The following is a 1,242-nucleotide window of genomic DNA, read 5'->3' as shown; positions in this document are numbered from 1 at the left end:
CACCACCCACGCCCCGCACACCCTCCACGGACTGCGCAAGCTCACCGGCGGCGAAGCCCTGCCCCCCGCCCTCGCCGACGAACTACGCGCAGCCGAGGGCAGTGTCCACAACCTCTACGGCCCGACCGAGGCCACCATCTGGGCCACCTCCACCCGTCTCACGTCAGACGACGCCGGCGTATCGATCGGTACGCCCCTCGCCAACATGCGTGTGTATGTGCTGGATGAGGGGTTGGGTGTGGTGCCGGTGGGTGTGGTGGGTGAGTTGTATGTAGCGGGTGCGGGTGTGGCTCGTGGGTATGCGGGGCGGTCTGGTCTGACGGCGTCTCGGTTTGTGGCGGATGTGTTTGGTCCTGCGGGTGCGCGGATGTATCGCACGGGTGATGTGGTGCGGTGGCGTGCGGATGGGGGGCTTGAGTATCTGGGTCGTTCGGATGACCAGGTGAAGGTGCGTGGTTTCCGGATCGAGCTGGGTGAGATCGAGTCGGTGCTGGTGGGGCATGCGTCGGTGGCGCATGGGGCGGTGGTGGTGCGGGAGGACCGGCCGGGTGACCGTCGGCTGGTGGCGTATGTGGTGCCGGTGGCGGGTGGTGCGGGTGCTGGTCTGGTGGGTGAGTTGCGGGTGCTGGTGCAGCGGTTGCTGCCGGAGTACATGGTGCCTTCGGCGTTCGTGGTGCTTGATGCGTTGCCGTTGACGGTGAACGGGAAGCTGGACCGTCGGGGGCTGCCGGTGCCCGAGTACGGCGGTTCGGGTGCGGGGCGGGGTCCGCGTGATGCGCGGGAGGAGGTCTTGTGTTCGCTGTTCGCCGATGTGCTGGGTGTGGAGCGGGTCGGGCCCGATGACAACTTCTTCGATCTGGGCGGGCATTCGCTGCTGGCGACGCGGCTGGCCAGCCGGGTGCGGTCGGTACTGGGCTGGGAGATGCATCTGCGGACGTTGTTCGACGCTCCGACGGTGGCCGGTCTGGTGCAGAACATGGACGCCGCGGTCAGTGAGCGGCTGCCGGTGCTCGGCGCGGGGGGCACGTCGCGCGATGGCCGGGTTCCGGTGTCGTTCGCGCAGCGCCGGCTGTGGTTCCTGGAGCGTCTGGGGACCCTGGGTGCCGCCTACAACATTCCCCTCGCGATCCGCCTGAACGGCACCCTCGACGAGGCGGCTTTGCGGGCGGCCGTCGGTGACGTTGCGGACCGGCATGAGGTGCTGCGGACGGTGATCCGGGAGAGTGAGGGGGAGCCGTTCCA

At 68.7% G+C, this 1,242-nt stretch carries 1 protein-coding gene; it reads left to right on the top strand.

Annotation, left to right across the window (positions count from 1 at the left end; genetic code table 11):
* Positions 1 to 1,242: AMP-binding protein (locus ACFC1X_RS40810; protein WP_376364838.1), on the top strand; the 1,242-nt coding region annotated here is incomplete at both ends.

It is taken from the genome of Streptomyces sp. NPDC056128 (genome assembly GCF_042263835.1).
Taxonomy (GTDB): domain Bacteria; phylum Actinomycetota; class Actinomycetes; order Streptomycetales; family Streptomycetaceae; genus Streptomyces.
The sequence above is the reverse complement of the archived record's forward strand: the minus strand, read 5'-3'. Positions and strand labels throughout refer to the sequence as shown.